General features: G+C 39.5%; 22 protein-coding genes. 4 read left to right on the top strand and 18 right to left on the bottom strand.

What is annotated here, in order from left to right; all coding sequences use genetic code 11:
- The first annotated feature begins 361 nt into the window (after positions 1 to 361).
- A complete protein-coding gene (locus tag POD11_RS15270) occupies positions 362 to 796 on the top strand; it encodes an HD domain-containing protein (protein WP_262457776.1) in 435 nt (144 codons plus the stop codon).
- Positions 797 to 876: 80 nt separating this feature from the next.
- On the opposite strand, the gene POD11_RS15265 is transcribed toward POD11_RS15270, so the two are convergent.
- The 11 genes from POD11_RS15265 to POD11_RS15215 form a co-directional block, all read right to left on the bottom strand.
- Positions 877 to 2,040, bottom strand: a complete 1,164-nt coding sequence (locus tag POD11_RS15265) for a hypothetical protein (RefSeq protein WP_262457775.1) — start codon at positions 2,038 to 2,040, stop codon at positions 877 to 879.
- On the bottom strand, positions 2,033 to 3,361 hold the full coding sequence (locus tag POD11_RS15260; RefSeq protein ID WP_262457774.1) for a TolC family protein: 1,329 nt from the start codon (positions 3,359 to 3,361) through the stop codon (positions 2,033 to 2,035). Before POD11_RS15260 ends, POD11_RS15265 begins: the two co-directional genes overlap by 8 nt.
- On the bottom strand, positions 3,358 to 4,944 hold the full coding sequence (locus POD11_RS15255) for a GH3 auxin-responsive promoter family protein (RefSeq protein ID WP_262457773.1): 1,587 nt from the start codon (positions 4,942 to 4,944) through the stop codon (positions 3,358 to 3,360). Before POD11_RS15255 ends, POD11_RS15260 begins: the two co-directional genes overlap by 4 nt.
- Entirely contained in the window at positions 4,941 to 5,729 is a 789-nt protein-coding gene (locus POD11_RS15250) for a hypothetical protein (RefSeq protein WP_262457824.1), read from the bottom strand. Before POD11_RS15250 ends, POD11_RS15255 begins: the two co-directional genes overlap by 4 nt.
- Positions 5,730 to 5,917: 188 nt before the next feature.
- Complete coding sequence (locus POD11_RS15245) at positions 5,918 to 7,465, bottom strand: DHA2 family efflux MFS transporter permease subunit (RefSeq protein WP_262457772.1); 1,548 nt, start codon at positions 7,463 to 7,465, stop codon at positions 5,918 to 5,920.
- Positions 7,466 to 7,489: 24 nt separating this feature from the next.
- Positions 7,490 to 8,551, bottom strand: coding sequence for an HlyD family secretion protein (locus POD11_RS15240; protein WP_262457771.1), 1,062 nt, complete (start codon positions 8,549 to 8,551; stop codon positions 7,490 to 7,492).
- 1,073 nt (positions 8,552 to 9,624) lie between these two features.
- Positions 9,625 to 11,019: a methylenetetrahydrofolate reductase C-terminal domain-containing protein gene (locus tag POD11_RS15235; RefSeq protein ID WP_262457770.1), complete on the bottom strand. Its 1,395-nt coding sequence runs from the start codon at positions 11,017 to 11,019 to the stop codon at positions 9,625 to 9,627.
- A gap of 73 nt (positions 11,020 to 11,092) precedes the next feature.
- Positions 11,093 to 11,860, bottom strand: a complete 768-nt coding sequence (gene ntrR, locus POD11_RS15230; protein WP_262457769.1) for an ADPR responsive transcriptional repressor NtrR — start codon at positions 11,858 to 11,860, stop codon at positions 11,093 to 11,095.
- Positions 11,861 to 11,920: 60 nt separating this feature from the next.
- Entirely contained in the window at positions 11,921 to 13,414 is a 1,494-nt protein-coding gene (locus POD11_RS15225; RefSeq protein ID WP_262457768.1) for a nicotinate phosphoribosyltransferase, read from the bottom strand.
- Positions 13,415 to 13,425: 11 nt separating this feature from the next.
- Positions 13,426 to 14,310: a phosphoribosyltransferase family protein gene (locus tag POD11_RS15220; protein WP_262457767.1), complete on the bottom strand. Its 885-nt coding sequence runs from the start codon at positions 14,308 to 14,310 to the stop codon at positions 13,426 to 13,428.
- A 181-nt stretch (positions 14,311 to 14,491) separates the two neighbouring features.
- On the bottom strand, positions 14,492 to 15,301 hold the full coding sequence (locus POD11_RS15215) for a sulfite exporter TauE/SafE family protein (protein ID WP_262457823.1): 810 nt from the start codon (positions 15,299 to 15,301) through the stop codon (positions 14,492 to 14,494).
- A 97-nt stretch (positions 15,302 to 15,398) separates the two neighbouring features.
- On the opposite strand from POD11_RS15215, the gene POD11_RS15210 reads away from it, so the two are divergent.
- The gene (locus POD11_RS15210; protein ID WP_262457766.1) at positions 15,399 to 16,187 is read left to right on the top strand and encodes an AraC family transcriptional regulator; all 789 of its coding nucleotides are present in this window, start codon (positions 15,399 to 15,401) and stop codon (positions 16,185 to 16,187) included.
- Here the strand turns inward: POD11_RS15210 and POD11_RS15205 are convergent.
- The 4 genes from POD11_RS15205 to POD11_RS15190 are packed head-to-tail and all read right to left on the bottom strand — an operon-like array spanning position 16,182 to position 19,463.
- Positions 16,182 to 16,673: a GNAT family N-acetyltransferase gene (locus tag POD11_RS15205; RefSeq protein ID WP_262457822.1), complete on the bottom strand. Its 492-nt coding sequence runs from the start codon at positions 16,671 to 16,673 to the stop codon at positions 16,182 to 16,184. The genes POD11_RS15210 and POD11_RS15205 overlap by 6 nt on opposite strands.
- Complete coding sequence (locus POD11_RS15200; protein WP_199112612.1) at positions 16,670 to 17,434, bottom strand: ABC transporter ATP-binding protein; 765 nt, start codon at positions 17,432 to 17,434, stop codon at positions 16,670 to 16,672. Before POD11_RS15200 ends, POD11_RS15205 begins: the two co-directional genes overlap by 4 nt.
- A complete protein-coding gene (locus POD11_RS15195) occupies positions 17,431 to 18,441 on the bottom strand; it encodes a FecCD family ABC transporter permease (RefSeq protein WP_262457765.1) in 1,011 nt (336 codons plus the stop codon). Before POD11_RS15195 ends, POD11_RS15200 begins: the two co-directional genes overlap by 4 nt.
- Positions 18,442 to 18,443: 2 nt before the next feature.
- A complete protein-coding gene (locus POD11_RS15190) occupies positions 18,444 to 19,463 on the bottom strand; it encodes an ABC transporter substrate-binding protein (RefSeq protein WP_262457764.1) in 1,020 nt (339 codons plus the stop codon).
- Between the two features lie 324 nt (positions 19,464 to 19,787).
- On the opposite strand from POD11_RS15190, the gene POD11_RS15185 reads away from it, so the two are divergent.
- On the top strand, positions 19,788 to 21,131 hold the full coding sequence (locus POD11_RS15185; protein ID WP_262457763.1) for a PepSY-associated TM helix domain-containing protein: 1,344 nt from the start codon (positions 19,788 to 19,790) through the stop codon (positions 21,129 to 21,131).
- A gap of 75 nt (positions 21,132 to 21,206) precedes the next feature.
- Here the strand turns inward: POD11_RS15185 and POD11_RS15180 are convergent, their stop codons facing one another.
- Positions 21,207 to 22,259: an NAD(P)-dependent alcohol dehydrogenase gene (locus POD11_RS15180; RefSeq protein ID WP_262457762.1), complete on the bottom strand. Its 1,053-nt coding sequence runs from the start codon at positions 22,257 to 22,259 to the stop codon at positions 21,207 to 21,209.
- A gap of 285 nt (positions 22,260 to 22,544) precedes the next feature.
- Here POD11_RS15180 and POD11_RS15175 point away from each other — a divergent pair, with 285 nt between their 5' ends.
- Positions 22,545 to 23,432 carry an AraC family transcriptional regulator gene (locus POD11_RS15175; RefSeq protein WP_262457761.1) on the top strand — a complete coding sequence of 296 codons (888 nt, stop codon included), beginning with the start codon at positions 22,545 to 22,547 and terminating at the stop codon, positions 23,430 to 23,432.
- Between the two features lie 174 nt (positions 23,433 to 23,606).
- Here the strand turns inward: POD11_RS15175 and POD11_RS15170 are convergent, their stop codons facing one another.
- Entirely contained in the window at positions 23,607 to 24,491 is an 885-nt protein-coding gene (locus POD11_RS15170) for a bile acid:sodium symporter family protein (protein ID WP_262457760.1), read from the bottom strand.
- A 75-nt stretch (positions 24,492 to 24,566) separates the two neighbouring features.
- Entirely contained in the window at positions 24,567 to 26,207 is a 1,641-nt protein-coding gene (locus POD11_RS15165; RefSeq protein WP_262457759.1) for an AMP-binding protein, read from the bottom strand.
- Positions 26,208 to 26,225: the final 18 nt, after the last annotated feature.

Below are 26,225 nucleotides of genomic sequence, written 5' to 3'. Positions count from 1 at the left end.
TGTCAAAACTGCCTGGCAATGTAGGCCAGAAGCCAAATGTTAATCTTCAACATTTGAGGTGTCAATGTAAAATTGGCTAGAAAATATTTAAATAATTATTATTTTTCATTTAATTAGATAATTAAGGAAATTCTTAAGTATTATTTACAATCTACTTTTATATCATTAAGTTAAAGTTTAAAATTTCAGAAATTTAAGGTCTGGATTGGCCCACCGCAGCTAAGAATGAATAAATAAGAATGAGTAACTACTGTTATTAAAGGGAGTTTTTATGAGTGGCTATTCAGTATAAACTTGTGATTTAAGCGCCCAAACTCACAAATTAGACCGTGCCATATACTTAAAGTAACAAGAGCAAAAAATGACTCAAAATAAAGTTGAATTAGCAGAGAAATTGTCAAAAGAATCTCATCAAGGTCAAAAGTATGGTTCTTATGATTACTTTGATTACCATATTAAAGGTGTGGTCAATTCATTAATTGAGCATCAATTTTCAGAAGTTTATATTATTGCAGCCCTTCTACACGATAGCGTTGAAGACACGCCTCTTACGCTAGACAAAATCGAAAGCTTATTTAGAAAAGAAGTCCGCGATGCCGTTGATGCATTAACTAAACGGGAAATTGAAACACGCGAGGAATATTTAATTCGTTGTAGTTCGAATCCGATCGCTCGAGTCGTAAAACTTCATGACGCCGCCTTTAATGCGCATAACTCACATAAGGACAATAATCACTCACGTGTAGATTATTACCTTCAAACCATGTTAATTGTTTCAACGGCCCAAGAGAAATAAAGATCTATGCAAGAGCAAGTTTATGGATAACATCCGTAAAATTTTGCGCATTAATAACTTACGGCGAACCTCTCTTAAGATTAAATACGCCCAACTTCTAAGTATGGAATCAGGTTTTTATCAAAACTTGGTCTTGGGTCGCCCTCATAACTAATAAACCCATGCATTCCTGTTAGGCGCTCTCCTTTATAAAACTGGTTTAATTGATAACGCGGGTCTTTATGGGAAAGCGTAAAACTCACCACACCAACGCCCTGCTGTTTTGACTTGTCATAGGCATCTTCAAGCATTTTGTGATGCAAAGCTAAATCTTCGGGATGGCACATAAGGGTATGTAGCACATGATACTGAATAGAGTCGCCGAGTTTAGGCAAACGCATACCTTTGGTGATTGGAGTCAACAAGTTGTAAATGGGTCTAAGCACACCAATGGCTGAGCTGTAATGCAAAATTTTGGTTTGCTTAATCGTATGCTGATCCCACAAACCAAACATCCCCACCAGTTTTTCACCTTTAAAATAAAGTGAAAAGTCTGAGAGTTTTATTCCTGAAAAATACTGATGACCTTGCGCCAGTTCTTCAAAGTTATAAGCTGGAATAAAGTTATAAAACCCTGCCATGTCGGCAATAAACTGATTCATTGCGGCTACATGTTTGGCTTCGGCAACACAGTTACGGACTTCTTGAAGATCACTTTGCTTAGCAACCTGTTTTAAAAAAGCCGTGATTTTTCGTTTTGCGCCAGTGTCGGTGAGGCTTAATGTCTCTATAAGCCCTTCATCATAATAATCAGGCATTCCCGTTTTGCCCGTTTGGATGGCAGCGCGCGCGGCATGGTTATCATCAAAAATAATCATTTGGCTAAAGTTAGGTGCGTGCATCGTATCTTTTACATGCTTGCCTAAAACCTTTACCAGTGATTTACCACGATAGCTATGATCTACCCGTAAATCTCCCGCATATCTTAAATTTTGAACGGTTCGATCAACATAACACGGACGGTAACCGTTGCTATAACAAGCCACCTTCTTTTGGCTCTCGGTGTCTTCAATCACGACGTGCAGTTTATGCCGATAGACAATGTCGGACGCTCTAAAATAACTCGGTTCACGCTGAAAGCTAATTTGTATGCCTTTAGTGGTCATCGGTACGGCAATTAACTCTCGTAAAGCCTGATCATCTGCCAAAGTCGCTTCACGGGTAATAAGCGTATTATCAGCAAGTGGTGTATTTGTTTTATTCATTATTCACCTGTTGTGCGGTTTGTACGGGAACCAAGTTATTTAAACGCCCCATTTGGTCGAGTAACTGATAGACAAACACCACTTCGTCTTGGTCATTGACTGTTTTTTGGGTTTGGACATCGAGTAACTTTTGTTCGGTATTGAGCAAATCAAACGTGGTTTTGGTGCCCACATCAAACTCTTTACGTGTGTAGACAAAAGCAATAGACGCGGCCTCTATGGCATTTGCCAGTGCTTCTTTATTTTGTCGGATGGTTTGAAGCTGCGCATAGGTGGTACGCGTTCGCTTATTTAAATCTAGTTCAAGACTTCGTGTTTTTTGCTTAGCCAAATCGATATCGGCCTGTGCTTTTTTGACATTGGCCCGATTTAAACCATCGTCATAGAGCGGTACATTGAGCTGCACCCCAACCATATAGTTATTGCTTTCAGAGCCAATATAGCTTGCTTCATCTTGCTTTCCGGCACGGCTGGTGAGCATCACCGTTGGCCAGAGTTCGCGTTTAGTTAAAGCGTATTGTTTGTCGGCAGCCTGCTTTTCATATTTGCTACGCATGAGAGCCGGATGGTTTTTGGTTTGCGCCAAAATTTCATCTAAGTTAGCGGGAATAGCGGGTAGTTGTTTAATCGCAACAAGGTTGTCAGGCATTACACCTGTTACTTGGTAAAACTGTGCTTCACTGACGGTCAGGTTAGATTGGGCCTGTGTAATATCGGCTTGGCCTTGCGCGACTTGTGCCAAAACCTGAGCCAAGTCCGCACGGGTAATCATGCCCACATCAAAACGACGTTTCGATTCATATAAAGACCGTTGCAGATTTGCCATGGTCTTTTGTCTGAGTTCTAAAATCGCTTTCTTTTTTAATACGTCGGTATAGACCATCACGGTATTTAAAATGGTTTCCGATCTTTGATCTGACAAACCTTGGTTTTGTGCAGAAAGCTGACTTTCGGCAACATCAATTCCTAAACGGTGTCGTCCAGAGGTATAGATCGGATAATCAGCCTGTAATTGCAAACTTCGGCCTTTACGGTTTCCTTCGGTTGGAAACAGGACGTGTGAAGGTGTATCTATTCTTTCATAGTCCAGTTGGCCGACTAAATTGACTTTGAGTCCATCACGCTGTTTGGCCTGTTCGAGCATAGCGGTAGACTGATTCACGCTTAAACGGCTGACTTCAAGCTGACTTTCATGTCTTAAACTGGCAGACAAAGCCTCATCTAAAGTCATGGCGTGTACATTCGACACAACCAACACGCCTAAATATAAGGCGTGTCGAAGTGTTAAAAACCGAGTATTAAATGGCTTCATCCCTTTCATAGTTGTTCCAAACTATTGAGGGTGACTTTTTTGAGTGGCTCAGGTTTGATATTGCCTTCGATAATGCCATCAAACATGACCAGTTTTTTGTAGGCATTCCAGCCATTATTGGCTTGGCGAATTTGAGGTTGGTCGAGCTGTCCTAAGTTTCGCGCAAGTTCGTAATGGAAGTTCTGTCGCAAAATACTGTCGATATATTCGTTGCTAATGCTATGGTGAATTTCACCTTCAAAAAGCACGCAATAAAATGGTTTGACCTGTTGCTGAGTATCAATTGCGAGTAAAGAAATCGCCTTCGATTCAGTTTCATTTAATTGTGACAACAACTGTTGGGCTGTTTCAGGCGCAAGTTTTTCACCGACCAGATCTACACCAAAACGGCGACCTTGGAACTCAAAACACGGAATTTGCTCTATAAAGCCCGTGACCCGTAAGCAATCATCCAGACAGTAACGCAGCAAGCCATTACCCGAGGTAATCAGTGGGCTGACCACATCGCCTTGTTTGAGCTGCCATGAGGGAATGATTTGCCCTTGTTTGTCACCTTCTAGATATTCAAATTCGTAGAAGTGACTTTGATATGCCAGCGGGTATTGGTCGTTATAGGGAATGGTCACTACCCCTTCGGTCGCCCATAACCCTTTGCCTTCAAACTGAACACTGGGCAATTTCTCTTTTAATTTTTCAGCCCAAGCTTTTGAACCTGCGGTATCCCAGCTCGACACCAGACTTAACTTTGGCCAGAGCTTTTTAAAGTCGATCTGCTCGCCGTTTGAACTCGCTATTAATGCTTGAGCACTTTTAGGGCTGTGCGGTGCGGTGACTTCTTTTAATGAAGCCTGACGGCTGCCCCATGAACCACTTTGTAAAACCTCAATCACGTCTTTTTGCAGTAGCTCCAAACGTTCCAGCAATTGCAGCGCAAATGTTGGACTCCACACCGAAATCATAGCTAGGTTACGGTTTGCGACCAAATAACAAATGGTGGCAAACAGTGCATCATCCGCGTTGGCGGCAAATGCAACATTACTTGGAACCGCTTGAGTAAACTTAGATAAAATTCGCTTACCGACACCGAGTAGCGCACTGTCATCATTTAAGTTTTTATCTTTTAAAACTTCACGCTGGCTTTCAGGCAACCATGACACCGACCAGTAATGTGTGCCCGAACTCAACTGTGGGCACTTACGGTATAGACTTGCCATCCACGGCGCAATCGCATGGTCAAGTTCATCTAAAAACAGCTTGGTGTATGGAATAAACTTAATTTGTTCACTCGAACCACTGGTCGGCTGGAAACGAACCAGCTTACTACTCGACAGTGAAAGCTTTTGTTCACGGTAACGTTGAATGTCTTCTCGCCATGCGCCATAACGTGTCGCAGGAAATGATTTTACAAACTGCTCATAGTTTTGAACTTTTTTATCTTTAGCAAAGGTCGAGGTTTGTAAAATTGAATGCAGAATTTGACGTTGCGTTGTCTCTAAAGCATTAAACTGTTTTTGAAAATTACGGTCAGTTGCATCACACCATTTTTTTAAAATCAAATGTGAACCTAAAGTCAGCCATTCATTAGATTTCATTGGATGGCCTCTCTACGTTTTGTTTTATGTGTTACGCAAGCTTCAAATCTTCCCTTACTTGTAGGTTTGGTCATTAGCTTCACTGGGAAACGAGCAATGTCTTTCCAACCTAACCGACCAATACACGGTAGTTCTGTGCCTGCTTTCCATGTTGGATTCATCTGCTCAAAAAAATGAATATTTGGATTTTTCTCTCTCATTTCGGTAGTAATTGGTGCGACTTCACCTTTTAATGGCTGATAGTCATCACCAAAATTTAAAAGGCCCGCTTCACGGTCATAATATTCCCCAAAAAATTTCTCGCAGTAGTGCTCGACAACTTCCGAGAGATGCTGGTTTTCATCTTTAATATTTGGATAATAGACATAGTAGTTATTGGCGAGTAACAGGTAAGTCTTATAGCCTTTAGAGATCAAGAGCCAATAGAGTTCGTTAAATGGATATTTGATTCGAAGCTTAATCATCAGTTTGAGCATGGTACTTTGCAGACTACGCGTGCCCCAAAACTTTTTCAAAATGACCGTATCACCGCTAAATAACACGGTGTAGTCCTTACCATTTAAGTAGAAATGCTGCACAACAACAGTAGAGAAACCGACAATCTCATCTGTTTGAGAGTCAAAAATTAAGATCGCACCACTTTTATTTTGGAAATCATCTACGAAAATAGAAAATCTCGTATTTTCATAATACTGCTCGTAAATGGAATACATCACTTTTAATCGCTCTGTATCGATTTGTTCCTTTTCAAAATATTGCCCATAGGTACTATTTTTCAGGTTCAATTTTGAAATCAGTTTATACGTTGTATTAATCATAATCCTTTAACCTTCCACCTCTAATTTGCGAGTTCCCCGACCTCATCAACCGATTTTAGAAAACTCATCTCAATGTTCTTTTTCTATGAAGGGATATGTTTTGATATGCCCTATTGTTTTTCATTCTTTCAAAGCTGCTCTTTATTTCTAAATCGCTACATATTCATTTTCTTCCCCCGATCCATAAAGATGGTTAAAAAGGCGGTCACAAACATGATGATTGCGAGCATGCGTAATAAGTCATTAAAACTCGATGTCAGTGCCTGAAAATGAATATCACGATAAATCACACTGAGCGCGATTTGCTGTGCGTTTGAGCCAACTTCCTGATATTGCGCCGTGAGCTGATCCAGCCTTTCCATAAAGATCCAGTTCTGCGGTGTCATCGACTGATTAATCTGGGTGACATGTAGCGCAGTGAGCCAATCTAATGATGAGTTAATCAGTGCCAGTCCAACCGCACCGCCGATATTGCGCATCAGGTTATAAATTCCGCTGGCATCGGCTACTTTGCTGAGTGGTAAAGTGCTCATGGCTAAATGTGAAACCACAATCAGGCAAATCATGAGGCCAATACCACGGTAAATTTGCGGCCAAAACATAAAGTCGTAATCGCTGTGAATGCTGAGGTGCGAATTGAGCCATACACCAAAACCCGCCAGAATCATTCCGACAAATACGGTTTTACGGGTATCAAAGTTGGGAATCAGCCATGCAAGGAACGGCGCAAAGCAGAACATGACAATGCCTGTCACCATCATGACGTGACCAATTTGGCTACTGTTCATTTCACGGACTTGCCCAAGAAACACGGGAATCATGTAACCCAAGCCATAGAGCGCCATACCAATCACAAAAGTGGTGATGGCACTTAAGGTAAAGTTTTTATTTTTAAATACGGATAAATCGAGCAAAGGCTTAGGCTGGGTGAAGCTTCTAGAGAAGAAAATCATGCCGCCTACAATGCAGATCATGAAAGCAATACGAACGCCTGTGTCTGCAAGCCAGTCATGTCGTGCACCTTCATCAAGAAAGTATTCAAGTCCACCTAAAAACATCGCCATACCAACGAGGCTAAACCAGTCCATACTTTTAATGAGTGAATAGTTCGCGCGGTCGATATTTGGCCCCGAGTAGATGACGGTGGCGATGATAATGCCCGGAATAATGTTAATCAGGAACATCCAGTGCCATGAGAAGTTATTGGTGAGCCAGCCGCCAATGGTTGGGCCAATGGCCGGACCCAAAGTGCTGATCATGCCAAACATCACCAAAGGCAAAGAACGTTTTGCTTCAGGAAAAAGTAGATATAACGCGGTCATGGAAGTCGGAATCATACCGCCGCCCATAAAACCTTGAATGCCACGGAATACCAATAGACTTTCTAAGTTCCATGCCAACGCACAAAGTAAAGAACTGACCGTAAAACCAATTGCACAGAGGGTGTAATAGACCCGTGTCGACAGCACCCGAGAGACAATACTCGACATTGGAATTGCAATAATCTCGGCAATTAAATAAACCGTTTGCACCCAAGTCACTTCGTAACGACTTGCACTCATCCCCGCTTGAACTTCGTTTAAAGAACTCGCCACAATCTGGATATCAAGAATCGCCATGAAATTGCCAAAAATCATGGCCGCAAAAATTGCCCATGCCGTCTTTGCGGGAAACATCCACTCGGCTTCAAGGTGCTTATTCATTTGTTATTACCTAAAATTTTATTATTAAGTTCTTAGGTCAACGGTAGCGCTCACCGACATTCCAGGTTTTATCAAATCAATATGCGGGCTTGAATCTATGGCAATACGCACAGGAATGCGTTGTACAACTTTGTTAAAGTTACCAGTGGCATTGTCTGGTGGCATGAGTGAAAAAGTTGCGCCAGAAGCTGGTGAAAAACTCTCAATTTTTCCGCTATAGGTCAGGCTTGGGTAAGCATCAAGTTTTAATTCAACTTTCTGACCAATATGCATTTTTTCAATTTGGGTTTCTTTGAAGTTCGCTTGTACATACAAACTGTTTTCAGGAATGATCGCCATTAAGCGCGTTTGCGGAGAAACACGCGAACCTTTCTGGATTGCAAGACTACCGATTTTGCCATCTACGGGACTGACCACTTTTGACGAAGCCAGATCGACTTGATACAGATTTAAATTTGCATTGGCACTTTGAATATCTGCTAAAAGCTGCGCTCGACTAGCCTGTAAACTTCCCAACTGAGCTTCTGCTGCATTGACGGCGGCTTGTGCCTTGCTGAGTTGCGCTTGAGCTGTTAAATATTGAGATTGAATGCCTTCAAAGTTTTGACGAGTAATCACCCCATCTTTTAATAAATCTTGATAACGATCAAAATCTTTTCTTAAACGAGTTAAATCAGCTTGCGCTGCCACTACACCACTATTTGCTTCCGTAATTGAAGACCGAGCAGATTTTTCATTTTGTTGTTGTACGCCAAGCGCTGCTTCTTTTAAGCTGACCACAAAACGGGCCTGATCATAGCGAGCTTGGTAATCGCGATGATCTAATACCGCTAAAGTTTCCCCTTTTTTTACCACCTGATTATCGTTAATTAATAACTCCATCACTTCGCCTGAAATCTTTGGCATCACCCAAGTGACATCGGCTTGTACATAAGCATTATCAGTAGATTGATAGAATCGGTATACAAAAAAATAATATAAGATGCCAGCAACTAAAAATAACAGCAGGACACTAAAAACACCCCAAGTTATTTTCTTTCGGCTTTGGAAATTAGTATCAGTTTCTAGCTGAGCTACGTTATCCATATTCATTCCGTGTATTTGTAATATTCGATTTTTTATTTACCCCAATAAAATATTGGCGTCTTTTTTACGTAACTTTTCACTTGGTTTTATTCAATGAATCGTGACAGCGTAAAATTTGGTGCAAATTATGGTTCTTAAGTTAATTAAATATCATTGACCTCTTTGACATATATTTTTTCTCTTTGTGCCAATAGGTAGTATTTTATAAATAATATATTTAAAAATTATGTAATTTTATATTCCAACTCATTTCTACTTATAAATTTATGTACAAATCAGCATATAAATAATATTAATCAAATACTTAAAACTACACTTAAAAATAATAAAAAGTGCAATGAATACCATTCTTTGTTATACAGCTATTAAAATAATATTTTTAATTTGTATAATTTAAGTAAAGTTAATTAAGATGTTTTGTAATTTAAAAAGTAGTTAGCAATACTCGTTATATCCTTATAAAATCAGAATACATATAAAATATAAATATTATAATTTACCCAAATGACAATAGTAAAACTGACTAAATTAAATAAAATCATCAAGTAATAAATCTTTAACAAATTAGTCGTTATATTGAGAAAAATGACATCTTTTTTTAGATAAAAAGCAACATATCAATAAATTTAAACATATTATCAAAAAGTAAATTAACCCTTAAAAAAGAGTTAAAAGTAACTCTTTTTTATTTAGGAAATAGTGATTTAAGGATTTTTGATTATTTATTTAAAAACTTAAAAATTTCTTCTAAATGAAACCCACTCATTGAGTGGGTTTTTTATTGCTAACCGTTTTGCCTGAGGTGATCTTGGAACTCTTGGTCGTGTATTTTGTTGTAATTAACAGGGTCGTAGACACATCCAGTTAAAACAACAATTACAGTAAGTACAGCAACCAACTTTTTCATTGAGACAGCCTTTCTTTTAACGCAAAAGATTTGCTTTAAGTATACTCCTAGGTGATCACTTTGATTGGACATAATTAAGGCAAACGATTGTTATTTTTAAATTATCGCTGTGCTTTAGCATATAAATTGATTTTTTAACAAAATCAAATCAAGGAAGTTATACAACTTATGCCTCAGTCGCTAAATACCAATTTTTCCAAGAGCTGGTTCCCCTAGTTTCAATAGGCACAGTTGGAATCAGTTTTTCTTTTAATATTTCGGTTTGTTCAATGGCTTTTGCAAGTCGTGCTTTAACAGAGTGAATACATTCACGGTCACCAAATTCGCAGCGGTCTAAAGTTGTACCTCCACAAGGCCCGTTAGCTAAACCTTTTGGACACGTTTCAGGGCAAATGTATAAAGTATCGCTTAGGCGACACTGACCACAGCTTTCACAACCCACTAGGCTATGTTTACTCAGTACTTCTGTTTTAAGTAAGAATTTGGCGACCAAAGCATTTTCCCAAAAAGATGCTTTGAAAATAAAACGTCCGACGCCTTTAGCAATTTTTGATCCAAACATTGCTTCATGCATAACATGTAGCTGGCGATATTTAATGATTTGTTTGGAGGTCGGCTGACGTGAAAAATGCGTAATTTCAGGTGCAAACTCTTTGCCTGTGGTGACTTGCCACAGTGAATTCCACAGCTCTTCTAAAGCTTTAAGCTCCAAATGTCTGTATTGCTCAATATAGCTTTCAAGCAGCATTTGCTCTTCTGGCTTATGACAAGCAGATAAATGAATTCCAGCAAACCCTAAATGTTTACATATCAAAATCTGTAAAGCACAACGTAAATAAACGCGGTCTGTATGTCCCGCCTGTTTTTCTTCTGCCAAGACTTTTAACATGTGTGGGGTAATGACAATACCTGCCACTTTATGTTTCACCATAAAATTGGCACGTGCCAAAGTCAGTGGCATCACACAAGCGAGTATTTGCTGCGAATAATTATGCTTAGTTAAAAATGATTTGGCTTGCTTTAAGGCTTCAATATCATAGCCCAATTGGGTAATAATAAAGTCAGCACCTGCTTTAATCTTCTTATGCAGTTTTAAATATTGTGCATCACGCTCGGCTTCAACATATTTAAATGGGTTAAAAGCCACCCCGATACGAAACCCGCTATGCTGCTTGGCTGCCATTACAGCATTTACAGACTCTAAGTATCGACTACGAGGCTGTCCATCTCGACCATGATGATGCTCTTTAAGTTTGTCGCCTGTAAGCAATAACAAGTTTTGAATATTGGCTGACTGAGCTTGTTCTAAAAAGTGCTCGAAGTCTTGTATGTCTCGGGCCTTACCTGAAAAGTGTAAGACTTTCTCTATTGAGTCAGGGTAACTTTTACTGGCTTCAAGCGGTGCAATATCATGATCGGAATGTACACGATCTGCCAATGTCATTGCAGCCGGATATCCGGCAAACTCATGTTTCACAGGATAAATCTCATGCAGTGAAGTGAGATATTCCACCAACACAAAAAACTGGTTTTGCTGGAAGCAGGGAGAAACGTGTGACATAGGCAAAGTGCTGATTAAAACATGACATCAATCATAAGCGCGGCATTATAAATCAAAAGTGCATCAAGATGCGCTAGTCAGAAAGCTCATTGTTTTGCTTATCTTCACCCTCTTTATTTCTGGGTAATTCGAGTGAACGAGGAAATATAAAATCGAAAGAATCGAGTGCATAGCGGTAAAGCTGAGCTGGTCGTTTACCCACGATTTTACTGTGGTTGGTTTCTTCAACTGCGCCCGCTTCTATCATACGGCGTCTAAACGCTTTTTTATCTAAGGATTGCCCAAGAATAATTTCATAAATGGTTTGTAATTCGGTTAGCGTAAATAACTCGGGCATTAGACTAGCTGGCAATGCGGTATAGCGAGTTTTATTGGTTAAACGCTCTAATGCTAAGCTGAGCAATTCATTATGATCAAAAGCTAATGCAAAATCTTGAGCTTTTGCTACAGGCACCCATTCGCTGTATTCAGCCAAGGCTTGGTGTTGGTAGGCATTAAAATCAATTAAAGCAAAATACAAAATAGTTACGGCCCAACCACGTGGGTCACGTTTGGCATTGCCGACCGAGGCAACTTGTTCTAAGTAAGGTGAAGCAATCCCAGTTTTTTCGACCAGCTTACGATATGCAGTAGCCATCACGTCTTGATCATGCTTTAAATCGGCAAAACCACCGGGTAAAGCCCATTGGTCTTTGGCTGGAAAGTTTGGTCGCTTAATGAGGAGTACCTGCAACTGTCCATTAAATACCGAGAAAATAGCCATATCGACCGTGAGTAAAGGTGCGTCATAATCTCGGCGATCATAACTGGCAAGGAATTCTTGTTCAGTTTGAATAGTCACGTTCAGCCTCTCAATAAAAACGATGAGCCGATACACACGCAACGGCTCATCTAAATTCAGTTATACGATAGATAAACGCTCACGAATTTGATCTAGAGTACACTCATATTGAAGTTTACCATTTTCAAAGACTGTTTTTAGTGCTCCGCCTTGTTCTTGTTCGGCCGTCTGCTCATCAAATAAGGTAAAACCATTTTCACTTTCTTCGATACGTAATAGACCTTTCGCAGATTTTTTTACACCTGAGTCAGTAATCGGGTCTTTAAATAGCTCTCGACCTACACCATTGACCTGCCCCCAAGTTGCTTTTACAGCAAACCCAAAGGTATCGCGAGTTAAGTAGTTATAGGTAAAGCTGCCTATACCAAACACCAAGTTGTTTGATGCAAAACCTTTGGCTTCTAATCCTTCTAAAATACGCTGTGCGCGGTCTAAAGTAATTGAGTCACCGTAAATTAAACCGACACGTTCATTCAGTACTTTATAGCCTTGCTCAGTTGTTGTACCTCCAAACACTTCCCATAAGCATTCAACTGCACCTTTGTAGGCAGGACTGCCAACTTCAGCGTCTGGGTCACCACAAATAATTTTAACAGGGTCGCCAGAGTCTGGACGGAAAACTAATTTAGCCAAGCCTAAAGCATTGGGTTGTCTTGCCAAAATTTCAGATTTTAACGCCACCGTAAACTCGGTAATCACTCGCCAAAAGTCCCATGTATCAGACACAATACTGACAACACCAGACGGATAAAGCTCGCAGATTAAACGCTTAAATGTGTCTAGCTCACTGTTTTCTGTACCCATACACATCACACTGTGTTCAGTTGCAGGTACAGATACCCCAATCACACCAGTTGCATTGTAATATTCTTCGGCGTAGTCAATAGAAGCAACCGAGTCTGTTCCAATAAAACTGGTTAAGTGACCTACGCCTGATTGCGCCGCATCATAAATGCCACTCATACCACGGCTACTAAAATCGTGTCCTTGCACAGGTACAAAATCAAGTGGTGCGCCAGTTTTTACGGCATATTGTGTTAATAATCGTTTGTACTCGTAGGCAATTGTGGCCGTAGTGCAGCTTTTCCAAAGCTCGGCACTTAATACAGTTTCAATATAATTCGTTAACCAAAAGAACTGCGGGTCGGTATTAATGACGGTGAGCACGGGTACACGCATATTGACGCGACTGCCTTCTGGCAATGCTTTAATGCGTAATGGTAAATAGCCCAAGTCGTATAACGCTTCAATGTGATCAACAGGTACTGCACCTTCACCTAATGAACTATCCATACGGCGTTTATAAGCAGCCACGACTTTGTCTTTAGGTTGCTTGAAAAAGCCTTCATTCCATGTATCGATTAAAAAGTGTTTGATAAAACCCTGAAGCCCAAAGAACACCACTTTATCGTCGAAGTCAGGCAACATTTTAGCGAGTCGAGATGAACGCGGCGTAAAGTTGGCGTATACATACTCTGTACCTACTGGATACTGACGTCTGTGATCAGCTTTATAAAAATCGATAGCGTTTAATGGATTAAGTTTAATCGTCATCTTTGTTCTCTTTATTTTGCTGCAAAAGCAATTACTGAAATTTTGTCTGATGGTTGTTGTGGAAAGCTGTCTGAGGTAAATAGTTGATCTAATAGTCCATCAAAAACCTCTATTCCTTTACTGAAAATACCGTGGGTCACATACAGAACGATCTTATGGCAATTGAGGCGACGCAGTTCTTTGGCAATACCAATAAAGGTTGCACCGCCGTCGCAAATATCATCGGTAATGAGCGCTGTGAGGCCTGATAAATCAGTCGCATGTACATGTGTACCTAAAATTTTGCCAGTTACTGGATCACGTTTTTTATCGCACTGAACAATAGTGATTGGTTGTTTGCGCTCAGAATTAAAAGCATCTGCGACCATTTGTGTACGCGCTTTTGCGCCTTTGTCTGGGCAAACCAGCACTGTTTTTTCATCTTTTAACAATGTGCTTAGCGCTTCACTCTTTGCGATGATGTCGACTGAACTAATGTTTACAACTTCACTAAAAGAAGTATTGGCAGCAAGTAATGCTGTTGTTACTTCACTATGGCAGTCCCAAACAGTCACCTTGCCTTGTTTGCCCCCCTTTTTGTCAGCATTGATGTTGAGTAACTTGGTCATCACATCAAGCGAGAACGCTTGGCCTACTGCACAAATACGGTCCTGACGTGCATATGGAAAATACGGAACTTCTAGGTCAATGGTTAAACCCTGAGTCAGCAATATATTTTCAAGTAGTAAATAGTCCATCATATCGTGACTTGAGGCCATGTGTGCACGAACCAATACATTGCCATATAGTGAACCTAAGGTTGTCTCATCAATTTGAACATGACGCTCGCCACCAGAAAACTGCGTAAATTTCACTGGAATTTCGTTTCTTGCCGCATCTAAAAGCTGGATAGCCATATCATCCTCTTTTTGTCTGATGACCTTCGATGAATATATAGTGGCATAAAGCCACTATATGTTTCAAGTCTAATTTTTAAACTTTTTTCAAAGCCATTTAAGGCATAAAATTTGCAGTTTTAGAGCATTTAAAAATTTGATATTTAAGAGAGATGATTCTTCAATTAATTGAAATAAAAAGTTAATTTAAAAAAAGCATGACGAGTAGAACTATTATTAAAAGTAGCGGATATAACTTTGCCCGCCATAAATCAGGTAGTTTTGAAATAAATTTTTCTGAAAAATATAGTCCGATCCATGTTCCAGCAACCAAGAATAAAGCAGCTTCAAACCATATTAGTCCGATAAATCCGTTGGGTGTCCATGTAGATTGCCAAATTGACAATACGCAATAGGTCAGCGTTGCAGTTAAAGACAAAGGCAGCGTGAGAATGTTTGCAATAGCCGCAGCCTCTGCCATATAACTACCCCGCCGCCGTAATAAAGGAACCGTCATTACACTGCCACCCACACCTAAAAGTGCTGCAACCCAACCAATAATTCCCCCTTTAATGAGTTCACTGTTTTGTCCATAGTGTTGCTTTTGCCTTAAGGTCACTATAAACCCTGGTCGGTAATAACAATCAATAATCGTTATGAACACATAGCCCATAAATATCCAGCGAAGCCAATTTCCATTAAACAATGAGGCCATTACCGCACCGACAATTCCACCAAGTGCAATACCACCCCATAAAAAGCGGATTTTTTGCCAATCTATATGTCCAGAACGATAGTGCCGAAAGACTGCAAAACTTGCCGAGCAGAGCATGACAAAGGCTGATGTGGCTACGGCGATTTGCATGGCATGTATGCTGATACTGCTTTCATTGCCCCACTTTTGAATAATGACTGTATAAAGCAAAGGTACAGCAACAAATCCGCCGCCAAAACCAAATAACCAAGTGGTTATGCCTGAAAGTAGCCCAAATAAAAATAGCTCATATAGCATCATCATCTTCCTCACGTTTATAGAGGCATGATATAAAATAGCTCTATGGCAAGCTAACGTAGAAAAGCCATCTTTTTATTTATTTCAGCCAAAAAATATGCGTAATATTCCAATTAACGAGGTAGACCATCTACCTCAAGCGGTTCTAGCGTTAGGATCAGATTATCCTGCTGATACCTTGTTAGATACACATAGCCATCGCCGTGCACAGTTCTTATATGCACCCGAAGGCCTCATGAAAGTTGAAACTGAAGATGGACAATGGCTCGTATTACCGTACAGCGGTGTATGGATACCCGCAGGCAAACCACATCGGGTATGGCTATCTAAAGTCAGTACTTATAGTTTGTATATAGAAGTGAGTAGTGCCCCAAGACAAGCAAACTATTGCGAGGTTATACAAGTCTCGCCTTTGTTACATCAATTGCTCATTCAGGCAAATCAACTGCCTATTGACTACCAACGTGCAGGCCGTGATGGTGCTCTTATCGATTTATTGTTATATGAATTAGAAATTGCACCAGCCCTGTCTCTGTTTATTCCATTGCCTCGCAACACATTACTATCTCAACAATGTGCTGAGTTTATGGAGCATCCTGATATTCATAGCAGCCCTAAAGATTGGGCACATGACCACAATAAAAGTGAACGGACTTTTCACCGCTGGTTTAAGTCTGAAACTGGCTTGTCCTTTCAAGCTTGGCGTAATCGAGTCTGCATTATTTATGCTTTAAATGCCTTAAAAGAAAATATCTCGATTACGGAAATTGCTTTTAGTTTGGGCTATGAACACTCGGCAGCTTTTACCGCAATGTTCAGCAAAATTATGGGTTATCCACCTACCCATTTTCAAAAAAGATTTCATACGCATGATAAAGCGCTATAAAGATTTACTCATATGAATGGTGTCATACGTATCGATCCATTCGCGTTTAATAACGTCAAAACCCTGTAGATGCCAAAACTCTTCAGCCGCAGGCAAAAATGGATGAGTATGCAAATACAAAGTGGTAATTTTATTCTTCTGTGCGTGACTAAATAAAATGTCACATAGTTGGGTTGCGATGCCCTTACGGCGGTATTCAGGCAATACAAATAACTTAACCACTTCTACCGTATTGGACGGTAAATTTAAATCAAAACGATGGTCATAAGCTCGATATGCAATGGTGCCAATAATGCGGTTTTGGTCTTTTACTGTAATGAAACAGCCCAATGGGTCATGAACATAATATTGCTCAAAATTCTGTAAATCTTTGGGAACTTGCCCATGATAAATTTCTGGGAATAGCTGCTGTCTTGTATAAAGCGCAAACTCTACCGCAGAATCGTAGTCAGATTTTTCAACCAACTGATAATCAAACATATTTATAGCCAAGAATGATCAGGGATAACAATAGTTTTGTCTTGAATCATGGCCTCATGAAACTCAACATCGTACACACTTTTTAAAAACTTTGGATCGGTTATTCGTGTTTTTGACTCAGGCTTAACCACCTCATGTTGTCGCATAAAAAACAGATGATCTGCAAATAAAAAAGCCAAGTTAGGATCATGCATAATCGCAATCACCGTAAAATTTTGCCGCGACAACTGACGCAATTTTTTCATTAAATAAGACTGATAATAAACATCAAGATGGTTGGTTGGTTCATCAAGCAAAATAACTTTTGGGGCTTGCACTAAAATGCGGGCAATCATAACCAATTGCCTTTCACCACCCGATAGCTCGGTATAAGGTCGGTCACGTAAATGCTCAATGTCTAAATCAAGCAAAGCCTGATCTACACGTTCCCAGTCTGATTTTGAAGGTCTATATCTGCTAAAAGCAGCACGCCCTGTAATCACCACATCTTTAACCAAAAATGGAAATACGGTTTTATGAAACTGCGGTAAAAAGCCGAGTAAGGCTGCCCGATCTTTCCCTTTAAAGTCCGATAGTGGTTTTCCAGAGTAACGAATCAACCCATCTTTTACCGATTCCAAGCCTGCCATCAATTTAAAAAGTGTCGATTTACCACAGCCATTGCGCCCTAAAATGACGGAAAACTGATTTTCAGGAAACTCCAGATGAATATTTTTAAGTACCTGTTTGTGCCCATAGGCATAATTTAACTGATCAATTTGAATCATGCCCAATGAGTCCTCTGTGTTTTCATTAATAATAAGAAAAATGGCGCGCCAAGTAGCATGGTAAAAATACCAATTGGTATTTCAAATGTCAGTAAAACCCGAGAAAAGTTATCAATCAACAGTAGAAAACTGCCGCCCAAAATCATATTGGCAGGAATACTGTAGCGGTGATCTGGTCCCACCAACATTCTCACAATATGCGGCATAAACAGTCCATATAGGCTAATAATGCCCGCCGCTGCCACAGATGTTGAAGTACATACGGTCACCAGCGCAATTAAAATAAGCTGCTCCCAGCGCGGGTTAACTCCAACCGCCTGCGCTTCTTCAGCACCGAGTGCCATTAAGTTTAGGCGCCAACGCATCGCAAATAATCCAGCAAGACCAATACAAATCGGTAGCACAGCGTATTGAACCTTTTGCCAAGAGGCTTGATGTAGATTACCCATGGTCCATTGCACAATAGCTTGCAGTTTAAATGGATCACTTAAGTATTGAATAATCGTAAGGCCTGCTAAAAACAGCCCTGAAACAATCATGCCCGATAAAATCACCATCACTAAAGACGTCTGGCTTTCATGTTTCTGATGTGCAAATAAATAGGTTAAGCCAACAGCGCACACACCAAAAATAAAGGCTGATAGATTTGGCGAAAGCCAACTTAAAGAAAGTGCTAAAGCTGCCCCGAATGCTGCACCAGATGAAATACCGAGTACATAAGAATCAACCAAGGGATTACGAAATAATGCCTGCAAACCATTCCCTGCGGTTGCTAATGCAGCTCCCACCATAAAGGTGAGTAAGATTCTGGGCAATCTGACATTGACCAGAATGTTTTGCATCAGTCTAAATTGTTCCGGGTCAAAATATGGCGTACCAAACACTGCTTGCACACCCCACCGCACATAGTCCGATGCACTCAAGGTCTGAGTTGGCCCCATAAGCAACGAGATAAAAATCATGAGGAACGGTAACGGGTAAAACCAATAATATTTGAGTTTTTCCATATTCATTGCACCAACGCTTTAGCAAGGTGCTCACCATATAACTTGGTTAAAATACGCTGTTGTAAAGCACTTACAGGTAAATCAGACTGTTCAGGATAAATACTGTGATTTAGATAAATCGCTGTAATAATAATTTTGATGGTATGTGGGTTATATATAAATGCAGGACTCAGATTAAATACCTTACGGTGTTGTAAGGCACTTAAGCCTTGTAATTCTTTTCGTTCATAAATCAGTTTGGGATCGGTATTCCAAAGCACAATATTGTCAGGGTTCCACTCAATTAATGTCTCGGGGTTTACATTAGGTTGATTGGCATTGGTCTGAACAACATTGTACGCACCCGCCAGCTCAATAAAGTCATTGGTAATTGACTCACGTCCAGAAGTAGAAAAAATACGTCCTCCGGACCATGCATAGTAAATTGATTGCTTATTTGGTTGACGTGCAGTCTTGGCGGCGATCTCCGCAACAACTTCATCCGAAAAATTTAAAATTTCCTGAGCGCGCTTTTGAGCACCACTTAAAACCGCAATTTCAGATAACTCTTCTTTTACTTGCACGTAAGTACCTGACTCCATGACATATACAGCAATGCCAAACTGCCGCAACAGGTCAATCGTTTGGGTTTGCCCGCTCCCCAAAATCACCAGATCAGGTTTTAACAACACAAGACTTTCAATATTGGTTGCATTAACACCTTGTGAAGGTGTCGCAAGCTGTTTATTGGCAATGCGTTGATCTATTTTTGAATAAGCATTAAATAATAAAGGTTGAATGTATACTTCGGCCGGTATACCAATCACTTTGTGACCTTGCCCTAGCATATAGAGGCCATCTAAACCCGACTCAAACAAAGAAACAATTCTTTGCGCTGGTTTGGCTACACAGACTTTTGTATTTGTACTATCAAAAACGCATATCGAATGAGTTGTTAACTTTTCTTGAGTTTTTCTATTTTGTTCAGATGAAGAGCATCCGTACAGGATGAATAAAGTGAGTATTGAAACCAGCAATCTCATTTTCGGCATCTTGCGCACAAATGTGGTGCAAAATAAAAAGACGTATCTATTTGGTGCATTTTTCATGTAAAAAAACACTATAAGAGAGCAAAACGGTTTGTATCATCATTTATACAACCATCAAATTAAGTATGTTAGATAAGGTCTTAGATAGTAAGCAAAAAAAACGCCAAATTTACCAAGTAATAAAAACTATTGAATGATTGGGCTAAAAAGCCTACATAAAAGCAAGTCAAATAATTTAATCATGTTTACAGCTCATTCAACATCAACAGAAATAAATCGCTATAATCCGCCCCAACACCTGATAGACACTCTTTTCTGATGCTGACTCAATCATCCTTCTGGCGTAGTCTTTACCGTTTAATTCATATTTATGCTGGTATTTTTATTGCACCATTAATCTTGTTTGCTGCAATTACTGGTTTACTCTATGCCATTACGCCTCAACTAGAACAAGCCATTTATAAAGATGTTCTATACGTTCAGCCGCTGGATCAACCGCCACATAAGCTGAGCCAGCAAATTGAAGCCGCAAAGCAAGTAATGTCTAAGTCTGCACAGGTGATTGAAGTTAGACCAGCACCAAGCGCTGACCAGACGACCCGTGTCATTTTTTCAGATCCAATACATGATTTTACGAGTGAAGCTGTTTTTATTGATCCGTTTACGCTTAAAGCCCAAGGCCATTTAGCGGTCTATGGCACGAGTGGAGTGCTGCCGTTTCGAACTACGCTTGATCAACTGCATAGTAATTTATTGCTAGGAAAATGGGGGCGCTTTTATAGTGAATTGGCAGCAAGCTGGTTAGCTATTTTGACTTTAACTGGACTATATAATTGGTTGAAACGTCGTCAAAATCTTAAAATCCGACAAACACAAAAAAATAAATTATTGAAATGGCATAGCACGCTGGGTTTAACTCTATTTCCACTCTTATTATTAATCGCCATTACGGGCCTTACATGGTCTGAATGGGCTGGAGATAATATTCGAGTTGCTCGTCAATGGCTGAACTGGCAAACCCCAACATTGGCAACCTCTCTTCAAGAAGATAATTTACCTACAGTGATGCACCATGAACATCACGAAATGCCACACAGTGAAAATCTCAATTTAAATATCGTTTCCAGTGAGTACGATAGCGCTCTTTCAATAGCTAGAGCTCATGGTATTGACGCAGCACAAATACAAATCAAACCACCGACCAGTGGAAATCAAGCTTGGACCGTAGCCGAGATTCAGCGCAAATGGCCAACTCAAGCAGACAGTATCGCCATTGATATGGAACAACACAAAGTTATCGATCAACTTGCGTTTAAAGACTATTCACTGGTAGCAAAGCTCACCCGTTGGGGAGTTGATGCGCATATTGGGGTTTTATTTGGCTGGATAAACCAACTGGTACTGGTGCTTTACGCGCTTGCGCTGTGTATCATGATTATTTACGCATATAGAGCTGCGTTTAAAAACTCGAATTTAAAACACATGACAACCCACTTTGTTGGTCAAAGTTTATTGATTTGGAACCGCGCAACTGGGCCGCAAAAATTATGGTTAATATTGGTGGGAATCGTGTTAGGGCTAAGCTTACCTGTTTTTGGTTTTAGTCTTTTAGTTACGCTATTTATCTTTATTATGCGTAAATATATTCCTTCTAAATCATAAAACTCACATTATCATTAACCTGATAGGCTGTGCACACTATATATAGTATGCACAGCTCAACAAATAATATCTAAATTAATTTTCAGATAGAGTTTTCATATCAATCACAAAACGATATTTCACGTCGCTCTTTAGCATACGTTCAAAAGCTTCATTAATGTTTTGCATATCAATCATCTCTACTTCAGAAACGATATTATGCTCACCACAAAAATCGAGTAGCTCTTGTGTTTCCTTAATTCCGCCAATCACTGAACCTGCAATTGATTTTCTTCCTAAAATCATAGGTACTGAATTTGCGCTAATTTCACCTAAATAACCAACCAACACAATGGTTCCATTTAAAGCTAGTGTTGGAATATAAGGCTTCAAGTCATGGTTATAAGGCACCGTATCAATAATTAAATCAAATTGATTTAACACTGATTTCATTTGAGCTTCATCTGTTGATAACACAACATGATGCGCGCCAAGTTGTTTTGCATCCTGTTCTTTGTTTGCTGAACGAGTGAATAATGTCACTTCAGCGCCTAGAGCATTGGCAAGTTTAATCGCCATGTGCCCTAAACCACCTAATCCAACGACAGCGACTTTACTGCCCTTTCCAACATTCCAGTGACGCAGCGGTGACCAAGTGGTAATACCCGCACAAAGTAATGGTGGTACAGCTTGAGCATCCAGATTTTCTGGTACTTTTAATACAAAATCTTGGCTACAGGTAATACTTTGTGAATATCCACCATAAGTTGGGCGTTGGTCGTGGCGATCTACGCCGCCATAAGTTTGGATGTTACCTTCTTCACAATATTGCTCTAGCCCTGAATGACAAGCAGAACAAGTACGGCATGAATCGACCATACAGCCAATACCTACTAAATCACCAACTTTATACTTCGTGACTTTAGGGCCGATTGAAGTGACACGTCCAACAATTTCATGGCCCGGAACTAACGGATAAGCACTAAATCCCCAATCGTTTTTAGCTTGATGAAGATCGGAATGGCAAACACCACAATATTCAATTTGAATGACAACATCATCTTCACGTGGGGTTCTACGTTCAAATTTAAACGGAACCAAGGGAGTTTCTGATGACAGCGCGGCATAACCTAAAACTTCAATTGTCATATTTTTTCTCTCATGCTTAATGTAAATAAAGACGATTTTTTCGTTGCATACTCAGAGAGGGCTACAGTTTTTTAAACTCATGAATGTGTTTTAAAAGGTGTTGGCTCAATAGGTTGCAACTCATCGTCTTTTCGCCATGTTTCTCAGTATAAAAATGAAAGCTATAAGGTGTTGTTCTATTCCTCTTAGAGATTTGCCTAATCCTCCGAATTGTTGCAATTCTCTCTATTTTTCTGATTTGAAATGCCTACAATAAAAACACAGAGGATAATTGGTGGAATCTGAATGGCAAATAGGTCTCTAAACCATGATCAAGAGTTAGTTCAACTTGTCGACCAATGGACCCGGGAAAAAGGTACATTCGAAACACCTATTATGGGGCTGACTTTATACCGTGCAGAAACATTGACCCAACCAAGTAGCAGTATGATGGATGCGAGTCTATGTATGATTGCTCAAGGTAAAAAACAGGTGATTCTTAGCGAAGAAACCTATACCTACGACTCTAACCATTTCCTTTTTACTGCAATTGACCTGCCTGTAATTGCTCAAGTTCTTGAAGCTTCAGTTGAGCGACCGTATCTTTCAATCGTGCTACGGCTAGACCCCTATGTACTCGCCCAAATCATGCTTGAGGCGCATATTCCTTTTAAAGATGTAAATACTGAGAAAAAAGGAATGGCTGTTGGAGTAGTCAATTCAGAGCTGAATGATGCTTTTATACGGTTAATAAAACTACTGGATACACCACAAGACATACCCATCTTGTCTCCTCTTATTATTAAAGAAATTTTTTATCGTTTATTGATGAGTCCACAAGGCGATCGACTTAAACGCATTGTGGCGGCCGGAACTACAGGCCATCGAATTGTGAAGGCGATTGAATGGCTGAAAACAAATTTTGCAAAACCATTTAGTATTGAAGAACTGGCAAGTACCATGGGGATGAGTGCATCAAGTTTTCATCAACATTTTAGGGATATAACTTCAATGAGTCCCTTACAGTATCAAAAGAGAATGAGATTGACCGAAGCACGGCGTTTATTAATGACTCAAGAATATGATATTTCATCTACCAGCATGCAAGTCGGTTATGAAAGCTTGTCCCAATTTTCCAGAGAATATAAACGCTTTTTTGGGGTTTCTCCCTCAGTAGATATTAAGAATATATAAAAAAGCCCTGAAGATTCAGGACTTTTATATATATCGCTTATTACTCAGGAATAATATTTACAGCGCTTGGAACTTTTTGTCCTTGAGTGGTATTAAATTGGGCAAACAACCTTTATCTGATAGATATTTTTAAAGATCCTTTACTTTTAGAATTAAAGAAACCTTTTAGTTCATTTAAGTCGTTGTTGAGAGCTGCGAAATATCTTTCTTTTCCAATCGATTTAACAATGTACCAAAGCTTGCTGCAACAATGTACATAAACAATGAATACACCGCTGCTGGCATGGCAGCCATATTGCTTTCCATTACTGTAAAAGCAATGGTCATGGCTAAAGTACTGTTATGAATCCCGATTTCGAACGCACAAGCCTTTGCCTGAAAGCTATTTACACCGAATAATCGTGGAACAAAATAGCCCACCAATAAACTACACGCACAGAACAGTAAAGTTGCTAACCCAATTTGCCCAAGATACGTCATCAGATTTTGGTAATCCCGCACAACTGCTAATATGATAATTGTTACTAGAAAAACAATAGCAAAAACACGTACAGGTCTATTGAGCTTTTCAGCTATATGGGGTGAAAAATGACGGATTAACATTCCAATACCGACAGGTATTAAAATAATAAGGAAAACTTGTATGATTTTAGAGAATTGCAATCCTACATTTTGTCCATTTTCCATAAAATGTTGTATTGCAAAGTTCACAATTAATGGAAGTGTAAATGCAGCAATCACCGAATTTATAGCGGTTAAAGTAATATTTAAAGCAATATCACCTTTATAGAGATAACTAAATAAATTGGCAGTTGGTCCACCCGGTGATGCAGAAAGTAGCATTAAACCCACGGCGAGCATGGGTGGTAAAGCAAGAATTTTACAAATAATAAAAGCAATACTGACTAAAATAACCAGTTGGCAAAATAATGCGATAAAGACTGCTTTTGGATGTTGGCGCACACGTTTAAAGTCATTTATAGTCAACTCCAGTCCCAAACCAGCCATAATAATTGCAAGTGCAATAGGTAAAAATACAGTAATTAATCCTGAACCCATAATCTCATTCCTTTTCCATTTATTTATAGGCATTCCAGCCCATGAATACTTATGTTTTTAATTAAAAAATTCTGACTAAACCTTGAGTTCTTTTCTTAAAATTTTACCCACATTTGACTTAGGTAATTCATTGATAAATTGGATATGACGGGGTTGTTTATATCCTGTCAAGTTTTCTTTGGCATAGGTTTGGATTTCTTCAATCGATAAAGAAGCGTCTTTTTTAACAATAAAAGCTTTCGGTACTTCACCCGATTTTTCATCGGCAATACCAACCACGGCGACTTCTAAAATTTTTGGATGCTGAGCCAAAACTTCTTCAATTTCATTTGGAAAAACATTAAAGCCTGAAACTAAAATCATATCTTTCTTACGATCAATAATTTTGGTATAGCCTTTTTCATTCATGAAACCAATATCGCCTGTTCTAAAGAAACCATCATCAGTCATGACTGCTTTAGTTTCTTCTGGCAAATTCCAATAACCTTTCATGACTTGCGGACCGCGGATTGCAATTTCTCCATTTTCACCGGGCGGTAATGGATTGCCTTCATCATCCAAAATAGCGATATCTGTACTTGGCACAGGAATACCAATCGTGCCACTAAAACAATTAGAAATCGGCGGGTTAAATGTCGCAACAGGAGAGGTTTCTGATAAGCCATATCCCTCACGGATAATACGCCCTGTCAGTTTTTCCCATCCATCGGCGGTGGATTTCAAAATTGCCATACCGCCGCCTGTAGTAATCTCCAAACGACTATGGTCCAATTTATTAAAGCCTTCATGATTAAGCAGTGCATTAAATAAAGTATTTACGGCAGGAAAAACGGTAGGACGGTACTTTTCAAAACAATGCACGAGAGCATCTAAATCACGTGGGTTCGGAACTAAAACAGTGGTATAACCTTTATTTATTGCGCTGTGCAATAAACAGACTGTAAAACCAAAAATATGATAAAGCGGTAAAGCACAGATTGCGATTTCATCTTCAAAAGCATCTCTGTCACCAAAGTAGCTTTTAAAAATCACATTATTTTGTAATAAATTGGCGACAATATTTTTATGGGTTAGTTCTGCACCTTTTGATACACCTGTTGTTCCACCTGTGTATTGCAAAAGTGCAGTATCCTCAAGAATAAGTTTGGGGCGTATATAATCTTGGGCATTTACCGTCAACAAGATTTGCTTAAAATCGTAGTATTTTGAATCTGATGTGTCTAACCTTAGAGCGGGTTCGTCTAACATTTCTGTCATAGTTGTAGTAATAATCTGTTCAACGACTACTTGCTCTTTGACAGCCTCATAAATAGGTACAAACTGTTCCAATATAAACAAGACTTTTGCGCCTGCATCGTTTAATTGATGCTTTAATTCACGTGCCGTATAGAGTGGATTAATATTGACCAAAATATACCCTGCGCGAATCACGGCAAGCGAAATAATTGGGTACTGAATAATATTGGGCATCATCACGGCAACACGTGTACCTTTTTCTAGTCCTAAACTTTGCAAGAACGTTGCTATTTTTCGGCTGTATAAGTCGATTTCCGCATAAGTAAAAGACTTATCTGCAAATATAAAAGCATTTCTTTTCTGAAACTTATTAAAACTGTTGTCCCAAAAATCGAGAAGTGAAGTTTGTTCATCCGGCAATGTAATCGTACTTTCTATATTCGATTGCTTATATTCATCTAACCAAATTTGATTTTTCATCTTATTGTCCTTTTATGA

The sequence above is a fragment of the Acinetobacter sp. P1(2023) genome, from assembly GCF_028367635.1.
Classification (GTDB): domain Bacteria; phylum Pseudomonadota; class Gammaproteobacteria; order Pseudomonadales; family Moraxellaceae; genus Acinetobacter; species Acinetobacter pittii_E.
This window is presented reverse-complemented; position numbering and strand designations above follow the sequence as displayed.

Coding starts and splice junctions, on each gene's coding strand:
- POD11_RS15195 (WP_262457765.1), bottom strand. CDS start 18,441: ATGGAAAAACTCAAATATTATTGGTTTTACCCGTTACCGTTCCTCATG.
- POD11_RS15235 (WP_262457770.1), bottom strand. CDS start 11,019: ATGTCACACGTTTCTCCCTGCTTCCAGCAAAACCAGTTTTTTGTGTTG.
- POD11_RS15245 (WP_262457772.1), bottom strand. CDS start 7,465: ATGAATAAGCACCTTGAAGCCGAGTGGATGTTTCCCGCAAAGACGGCA.
- POD11_RS15180 (WP_262457762.1), bottom strand. CDS start 22,259: ATGACAATTGAAGTTTTAGGTTATGCCGCGCTGTCATCAGAAACTCCC.
- POD11_RS15170 (WP_262457760.1), bottom strand. CDS start 24,491: ATGGGTTCAGGATTAATTACTGTATTTTTACCTATTGCACTTGCAATT.
- POD11_RS15175 (WP_262457761.1), top strand. CDS start 22,545: ATGGCAAATAGGTCTCTAAACCATGATCAAGAGTTAGTTCAACTTGTC.
- POD11_RS15260 (WP_262457774.1), bottom strand. CDS start 3,361: ATGAAAGGGATGAAGCCATTTAATACTCGGTTTTTAACACTTCGACAC.
- POD11_RS15270 (WP_262457776.1), top strand. CDS start 362: ATGACTCAAAATAAAGTTGAATTAGCAGAGAAATTGTCAAAAGAATCT.
- POD11_RS15185 (WP_262457763.1), top strand. CDS start 19,788: ATGCTGACTCAATCATCCTTCTGGCGTAGTCTTTACCGTTTAATTCAT.
- POD11_RS15255 (WP_262457773.1), bottom strand. CDS start 4,944: ATGAAATCTAATGAATGGCTGACTTTAGGTTCACATTTGATTTTAAAA.
- POD11_RS15240 (WP_262457771.1), bottom strand. CDS start 8,551: ATGGATAACGTAGCTCAGCTAGAAACTGATACTAATTTCCAAAGCCGA.
- POD11_RS15200 (WP_199112612.1), bottom strand. CDS start 17,434: ATGATTCAAATTGATCAGTTAAATTATGCCTATGGGCACAAACAGGTA.
- POD11_RS15190 (WP_262457764.1), bottom strand. CDS start 19,463: ATGAGATTGCTGGTTTCAATACTCACTTTATTCATCCTGTACGGATGC.
- POD11_RS15265 (WP_262457775.1), bottom strand. CDS start 2,040: ATGAATAAAACAAATACACCACTTGCTGATAATACGCTTATTACCCGT.
- POD11_RS15210 (WP_262457766.1), top strand. CDS start 15,399: ATGCGTAATATTCCAATTAACGAGGTAGACCATCTACCTCAAGCGGTT.
- POD11_RS15220 (WP_262457767.1), bottom strand. CDS start 14,310: ATGGCTATCCAGCTTTTAGATGCGGCAAGAAACGAAATTCCAGTGAAA.
- POD11_RS15165 (WP_262457759.1), bottom strand. CDS start 26,207: ATGAAAAATCAAATTTGGTTAGATGAATATAAGCAATCGAATATAGAA.
- POD11_RS15215 (WP_262457823.1), bottom strand. CDS start 15,301: ATGCTATATGAGCTATTTTTATTTGGGCTACTTTCAGGCATAACCACT.
- POD11_RS15225 (WP_262457768.1), bottom strand. CDS start 13,414: ATGACGATTAAACTTAATCCATTAAACGCTATCGATTTTTATAAAGCT.